This window comes from Ornithinibacillus californiensis, assembly GCF_001038485.1.
GTDB lineage: Bacteria > Bacillota > Bacilli > Bacillales > Amphibacillaceae > Ornithinibacillus > Ornithinibacillus californiensis.
Window position 1 is genome coordinate 1 of the sequence record NZ_LDUE01000057.1, and the last position, 7486, is coordinate 7486.

The 7486-nt window shown below is 35.2% G+C and carries 7 protein-coding genes; 3 read left to right on the forward strand and 4 right to left on the reverse strand.

The genetic code is table 11. From position 1 onward, the window contains the following. Positions 1–458 precede the first annotated feature (458 nt). From ltrA to TE34_RS14030, 3 genes are all read left to right on the forward strand, one after another. Entirely contained in the window at positions 459–2270 is a 1812-nt protein-coding gene (ltrA, locus tag TE34_RS14020) for a group II intron reverse transcriptase/maturase (RefSeq protein ID WP_047984092.1), read from the forward strand. Between the two features lie 190 nt (positions 2271–2460). After that, positions 2461–2832, forward strand: a complete 372-nt coding sequence (locus tag TE34_RS21735; protein WP_047985448.1) for a DUF4181 domain-containing protein — start codon at positions 2461–2463, stop codon at positions 2830–2832. Between the two features lie 139 nt (positions 2833–2971). Beyond that, positions 2972–3430 (forward strand): hypothetical protein, encoded by a 459-nt coding sequence (locus TE34_RS14030; protein WP_047985449.1) that lies wholly within the window; start codon positions 2972–2974, stop codon positions 3428–3430. Between the two features lie 331 nt (positions 3431–3761). On the opposite strand, the gene TE34_RS14035 is transcribed toward TE34_RS14030, so the two are convergent. From TE34_RS14035 to tnpB, 4 genes are all read right to left on the reverse strand, one after another. Further along, a complete protein-coding gene (locus tag TE34_RS14035) occupies positions 3762–4469 on the reverse strand; it encodes an ABC transporter permease (protein ID WP_047985450.1) in 708 nt (235 codons plus the stop codon). Further along, a complete protein-coding gene (locus TE34_RS14040) occupies positions 4466–5314 on the reverse strand; it encodes an ABC transporter ATP-binding protein (RefSeq protein WP_047985451.1) in 849 nt (282 codons plus the stop codon). The genes TE34_RS14035 and TE34_RS14040 overlap by 4 nt, the downstream gene beginning before the upstream one ends. A gap of 109 nt (positions 5315–5423) precedes the next feature. After that, the gene (locus TE34_RS14045) at positions 5424–6467 is read right to left on the reverse strand and encodes a LytTR family transcriptional regulator DNA-binding domain-containing protein (RefSeq protein WP_047985452.1); all 1044 of its coding nucleotides are present in this window, start codon (positions 6465–6467) and stop codon (positions 5424–5426) included. 155 nt (positions 6468–6622) lie between these two features. After that, positions 6623–7486 (reverse strand): IS200/IS605 family element RNA-guided endonuclease TnpB (tnpB, locus tag TE34_RS14050; RefSeq protein ID WP_047984960.1); only part of this gene is annotated, 864 nt, incomplete at its 5' end.

A 7486-nucleotide genomic window follows, 5' to 3' on the forward strand; every position in this document is an offset into this window, starting at 1 on the left:
AAAAAGGTTAAGCTGACAAACTTCTGAATGTACGGGTCTAGACCTGCAATACATAGAAATGTGTATATCACCAAATTGTGAGGTTAGATGTGGGTGAGTAAGACTAACTAATATGAAAATCCATGATACGTTATAGGCGTATGAACGCTAACAGGCTTACAGGAAGCACCTAAGTTCATTCTATAATAGATATAATTCAACGTTGTAAGCTGATAACGTGGAGGGCTTACTCTCAATGAAACGGTGGCAAGGAAAACAATAATGACAATAGTTATTGTATAACTTCCCTTCATTTCAGTGAAAGTGGTGGCACAGTACCAATGAAATGTCTAATCCACATGGAGGGATAGCCACTAGACTAATGAAGAATCATTCAACCATGTAAGGCAGATCTTTATCGGTTAATAAGGTTCTCGTGAGACTAAAAGAGGTTAACTCCGAAAGGGGTTACCGACTTATTGAAACGGAAGAAACTGAGACATAATGAGTATTATAATTTACAAGAGTGTTTCGACTCTCTCTACGCTCGTAGTGTTGATGGTGATAAGTTTTATGGATTAATAGAATTGATGAGTTCTAATGAAAATATACGTCTTGCCTATCGAAATATCAAAAGAAACACGGGAAGTAAAACGGCAGGAACAGATAAATTAACAATTAAAGATATTAGTCATTTATCGGTGGAAGATGTAATAGCTACAATTCAAAATATGTTTAAATGGTATGAGCCACAAGCAGTAAGGCGTGTATTCATAGAAAAGGCAAATGGAAAATTAAGACCTTTGGGAATACCAACCATTTGGGATAGGATTTTTCAACAGTGCGTTTTACAAGTTTTAGAGCCAATCATTGAGGCAAAGTTTCATAAGCATAGTTATGGATTTAGACCTAACAGAAATACTCATCATGCGAAAGCACGATTTGAATTTCTAATCAATCAATCTGGACTCCATCACTGTATTGATGTCGATATTAAAGGCTTCTTTGATAACGTCAATCACAGTAAACTTTTAAAACAGATTTGGTCGCTAGGGATTAGAGATAAGTCATTAATAGCCATTATTTCTAAACTATTAAAAGCTGAAATTCATGGTGAAGGCATACCGACAAAAGGAACACCGCAAGGCGGTATCCTATCTCCACTATTATCAAACATTGTTTTAAATGAACTTGATTGGTGGATAAGTAATCAGTGGGAAACGTTCGATAGTGACTTCAAATATAAGACCAGCGGGATTAAATATCAAGCGTTGAAAAAGTCTGGGTTGAAAGAGTGCTTTATAGTCCGCTACGCGGATGATTTTAAAGTTTTATGTCGAACACGTACACAAGCAATCAGAATGAATTATGCCATTAAAGATTTCTTGATGAATAGACTACACCTTGAAACTAGTGAAGAAAAGTCTAAAGTAATAAACCTAAAGAAAAACTCTTCGGAGTTTCTTGGGTTCACTTTCAAAGTAGTAAGCAAAGGCAAAACTAGATTTGGATATGTAGCGAAATCTAATATGTCAAAAAAGGCAAAAGCCAGTGCTTCTAACAAAATCAAGAAGGCTATTAAAACTATACAGAAGAATCCTAGCAATAAGACAGTATGGAATTTCAATACGGTAGTCATGGGAATTCAGAATTACTATTCAGCAGCCACAAGAATTACAATAAATCTTAATGAGTTAAACTCTAATCTGCGTAGAAACATGTATAATCGTCTAAAGATTTTTAGAACAGATGCCAATTTTCATGATATGACCAGAACTTTACAAAAGAGATATAAAGGATACAAGTGCAAATTGTACAAAATACAAAACATGGTATTTGTACCTATCCATGCCCAAAGACATAAAACAAATTTATGTTTTTCCCAAGACACGTGTAACTATACTCCCGAAGGGAGAGAAAAGATACACAAAGGGCTAAAAGCTATTAGTAAAGAAATTCTATCATCTATCATGAATTGGTTTATTCCGAACCGAACAATTGAATATAATGACAATCGAATAAGTAAATTTATCTCTCAATATGGAAAGTGTGCTATCTCTGGATTGGAGCTAGGTAAAAATGATTGGCACTGCCATCATAAGAATCCGTACCATCTATCAAAAGATGATTCATTTTCAAATCTAGTGATACTTCATGAATCAGTCCACAGACTGGTACATATGAAAGATACCGAAAAGATAACAGCATTACTTAAAATTTTAAACTTATCTAAAAAGCAAATTGATAAACTCAACAAACTTCGATTACAATGTCATAATCAATCAATTTGATTTCGGAAGAAAGCAAGGTCAAATCTAATAATACATAGAATTGAATGAATTGGAATAGTTGGAACGCCGTATGCGGTGAAAGTCGCACGTACGGTGTGAACAGGGGGAAAAGGGAGCGATAACTTCAAACCCTTACCTATCTGTATGAAGAAGAAATTGTGTTTATGGCATAGACATTAGGAGGGTTTAGTTGCTAGAATTTATTTTATTTCTCACTACTGTACTAATAATTAGGTTTCTTTTAGTTAAATTTCTTAGAAAAAGATATAAAATTATACCTTATCTTGAGCAAAACAGATATATCAACAAAACGCATGAAGGGTTAGTCTATATAATACGTATAATTGCTATTGTTTTCTTGATACTATCCTTTTTTATCCAAAACCTAATATTAATAATTGGTTTTGCCATTAGCCTTTGTGTTGGAGTAGGCTTTCAGGCATTCATGGAATATAAATACGAAAGGGAAGAAAAGGAATATATTATTACCCTTATTGACATCTTAGTTTACATTGTCCTCATTTCAGGAGTTTTCTTATCCTACTTTAACGGACAACTTTAGAATTGATTTTAGTTTATTAACGGGTGCGTTACTGAAAGAAGGGAGAAACTTCTTCCTTGTTCAAGTAACGGGGCAGTTTAATTTAATAGCAATTATTTTTACAATGTATTATGACATATCTTTTTGTTGAGGTGATTATGTGGATCATAATGAGTACATAACATATTTGAAGCATCAATATTTCCATGAAATTCGATCATTACAATCAGTTAATGACGTTATCTCTGCGTTTCAAAAAACAATAGATATTATTGAAACAGGGTTGTCAGAATCCGAAGCGATTTTTTTGAAAATGACAGCTCTTAACTATATTAATGCACACAATAACGGACTCATAAAGCCTAACCTGGATAACTTAAATTTCGTTCCGTATGAGATAGTAAGAAATGAAAAGAGTGATCATTACTATAATCTTATGAGAGAGGCTACATCAGATGATGAAAGAATAATTGTCATTATCGAATCGCAGTTAAATGAAATAACCTCCAATTGCCAAGAACTAAAGGTTGATCTGATTATCGAACGTGGAATCGACACTTTTCATGTTAATCAGGAAACACCTGAGTTTTTTACATATTTAATGCTTTTTGATAATTAATCAAAAGAAATTCTCCTTTATAGAGGAAATAAAGTGCTATAATCTCTTCAAATATTGTATTATGGGTAGGTAGTTTTCTTATTCTTAGTTATGGGATTTAAACGTTAAACCTTTTGTTGCTAACGGGTGCTTTAGTTGAATAAGAAAAAAATCAAATAAATTTAATCTTTAGCTCGCTCCTTATCAAACCGGGCTGTTTTTTTGCATACAAAAAGCACTGCATTTTGCAGTGCAATTTGTTATACATTTTTATTTGCATCTTGCTATACAAATTAAAGTTTTGCGATAGGTAACGGAACCCGTTACTCTTTCAAGGACACTTTTCTTATGATCAATCCATCTCTTTTTTCTTATATACAAACGCAGTTGCTAGTGTAGCCACAACAGCCCACGCTAATAAAACAACTAAATTAACCCAAACATCCCCAAATCCTAATCCCGCCTCAACATCATAAGCAATTTCAATCAACTGAATATTAGGCAAGTACTCAATGAACGAAAGGGCTGGAACCTTCTCCACTAACAACATCAACATAGACCCAAAACCAAACAAGAAAATAACTGGCAGGATAATTACTGATGCTTCCACTACAGTTCTAGATAAAAGACCTAAAATGGTCCCTAAAGCTAAATAGAACAACATGGAAACCACAAGAGCAACAACAATAATTAGCATATTAGAAGGCTCATATCCCGTAATCATCATACATACAACAAGTGTTACAACCGTTAAAATGAAACTTACTAAACTTTTGCCACCAAGGATCTCCGCAACTGATGCAGGGGATAGCATTAACCCTCTTAATGTATGTTTTTCTTTTTCTTCCGCAATTACTGCACATTGAATAAAAGCTGTTACAGAAGCTAGTGTAAGGTTAATAATCATATAGTGTAAATCAATTGTAGCTTCACCCATAGCTCCATAAAGAAAGGCCATCATAATAGGCAAAATGATAATAGAACTAACAAACAAGTTCTTCGATAAGTCTTTCATATCCTTTTGAAAAATAGCATAGATTCGCTTCCATGATAATATCATACTAATTCCCTCCCAGTAATCTCTACGAAAATATCTCCAAGTGTTGGTTCATTAGAGTGAATGGATTCCACTTCATTATTGGACATATATTTATATACCTCTTCCGCACCTTCAGCACCACCTGGAAGTGTTACAAACTGCCCATTTTTCAATTCTACTGTCAGGCTTCCATCAGCAAATTGTCTGCGTAAGGCTTTCGGTTCGTCTAATAATTGGATCTTCCCTTTATTTAAGAACGCCACTCGATTACATAACGTTTCGGCTTCACTCATGTCATGGGTTGTTAGGAAGATCGTTGTTCCCTTTTCATTCAAGCGACGTAACCCTTCGTGAATTTGTTTTGAGTTAGCTGGGTCTAATGCTGAAGTTGGCTCATCTAAGAATAATAACTCTGGTTCATGTAGTAATGTTCTAGCTAATAGCACACGTTGGGTCATCCCTTTAGATAGCTTTGAAACTATTTTCTTCTTTTCATTACCGAGATTCACTAACTCCAATACTTCTTCCATTCTTTGTTTCGAAACATCATAAAGATCACAATAAAGCTTTAAATTATCTTCTATAGAAAGTCTTTGGTAAAGTCCACTATTATCAGACAGCACTCCGATTCTTCTACGATAGGAGCCATTATTGATAGCTGAATTTTTCACACCGAACACTTCTGCTTCTCCAGAAGTTTGTAATAATTGTCCTGTCAGGATTTTTATAGTAGTTGTTTTTCCTGATCCACTTGGACCTAAAAATCCAAATGTCTCCCCTTTTTTCACATTGAAATTTACATCTTCTAAAGCCGGTTGATTTCCAAAAACCTTTGCCAAACTTTTCACTTCGATAATATTTTCCATTTTTCTCCTCCGTGTTGATTGTTTTTTGACTTATCCATAGATTAGTAGAAAATAAGGGTTTTTACATCATTTTTTCTATGAAAAGAGCATTTTTCAGGATGAATGGAGCTTATTTTAGTCCCAACATTTCTTTTAACTGTGCCATTTTTGTTTTGGAAAGTGGAATTGTAGACTTGTTCGTATCATCCAATACCAAACTATAACTATTTCTCGTCCATGTGATTACCTCTCGAACTTTTTGCAAGTTTACGATATAGGAACGATGACACCGGAAAAAGCCATACGGATTTAATCGTTCTTCTAACTCGTTCAGCGTAAATACACTTGGAAAAGATTCACCTTTTATGTAGACATGGGATATTCCCTCATTACTTTCTATGTAATCAATTTCAGGAGGATCAAATAAGATAATCTTCTCATTGACCTTGGTAGGAATTTTGTTGAAGTTGAAGGCAATCGTTTCTTCTTTCTCTTCCGTTTCTACTTGAACTACTTCTTTCGTTACGGGCGATTCATCCTGTACTTCCACTCTATGAATTCCAGTATCATTTAAACGATACACATTATCTCCCATTGTAATCGCATTTTCCATATTACTCGTTAACACGAGTACTGCTTTTTGTTCTTCCTTCAGTTTCTGAAAAATATTAAGAATGACTCGTTTAGTTTCTAAGTCCACATTTAAATCCGGCTCTTCAAAGATTACTAATGTTGGCTCCTGCAATAACACATTAGCAATATGTAGTCTTCTTTTCTCAGAAAATGTAAGTAATCCAATTTTTTTATTTTTAATAGAATCCAATTGTACTAGATTTAGAATTTGTTTCACTGTTTGATTGGAATCGTATAGCTGCTGATAAAATTTAAGTTGATCTAATACAGATAGCCTTGGATAATAACCTTCTTCATAGAAACTTATCCCTATCCCTAATTCGTATAATTTCTTATCCTTCGAAACCTTTTCTCCTAATACCGTTAATTCCCCATTTAACAACGGTTCCTGCCCCATAATCATCCTAAGCAGAGCAACTCTAATATTAAGGTTAGAATGAATTACTGCAACTTCTCCTTCTACAACTTCAAGGTCAAATGCAGGAAATAATAAAACATCCTTATCCTGTTTTTCTAAATTATGTATCGTAAGTACACTCATGAAATCACATTCCCCTGTTTAATCTAGTCGAATTGCCCTTTCCTTCTCCCTTAAAGAATTGAAGCAATCATTGAACTACCCACCACTTAACTGCTCTTATCGAGCTGTTTGAAGTGGGGGATTCCTAAGAACACCTTCGTACCCGAAAGTTTTTATTAGGCTATCCCCGCAGTCCCTGCGGTTAGAAGTCTTATCGCTTCATTTTTAAGATTTTGTCCTGCGTTAATATCCCTTTGGTGATGGGCTCCACAGACACAAGTCCATTCACGCAAATTCAGATCTTTAACGTCTTTGTTTTTGTGACCACAACTCGAACAAGTCTGAGAACTCGGGAAGGTCTTACTCACTTCCACCACCGTCTTGCCGTACCATTCTGCCTTATATTTCAACATGGCCTTGAATTGATACCAAGACACATCTGCGATAGATTGTGCAGTTCTTTTGTTTTTCATCATGTTAGCTACTTGTAGACTTTCTACCCCAATCACATCGTGGTTTTTGATGATATCGGTAGAGGTCTTATGTAAGAAATCATTCCGTTGGTTTGCAATCTTTTCGTGGAGGCGAGCTACTTTGATTCGTTGTTTATTCCAATTACTAGAGCCGATTACTCGTCTGGAAAGTACTTGTTGGGCTTTCCGTAACTTTTGCTCTGACGATTTCAAGTAGCGGTGATTTTTATATATCGTTCCATCCGCAAGGGTAGCGAAGTCTTTTAAGCCTAAATCAACTCCGGTAGTAGCGTGTGTTTTTGGCAATGGAACCACTTCCGTTTCCACTAAGATGGAAACAAAGTACTTACCACTTGGATTACGCCGGATGGTCGCGTTGATGATTCGGCCATCTACCTCCCGGCTTTTGGCAAATCGAACAAGGCCAAGTTTCGGTAACTTGATGTGCTTATCAAAAATTGCGATATTCCCACTCGTTTGTTTGGTGATATAGGACTGTACCTTATTCTTTTTGCTTTTGAATGTAGGGGCATGATTTTGCTTCTTGTAATAGCGTTGGTATGCATC

Excerpts from the sequence above, each read along its gene's own strand:
- TE34_RS14035 (WP_047985450.1), bottom strand. The coding sequence starts at position 4,469 with ATGATATTATCATGGAAGCGAATCTATGCTATTTTTCAAAAGGATATG.
- TE34_RS14045 (WP_047985452.1), bottom strand. The coding sequence starts at position 6,467 with ATGAGTGTACTTACGATACATAATTTAGAAAAACAGGATAAGGATGTT.
- TE34_RS14040 (WP_047985451.1), bottom strand. The coding sequence starts at position 5,314 with ATGGAAAATATTATCGAAGTGAAAAGTTTGGCAAAGGTTTTTGGAAAT.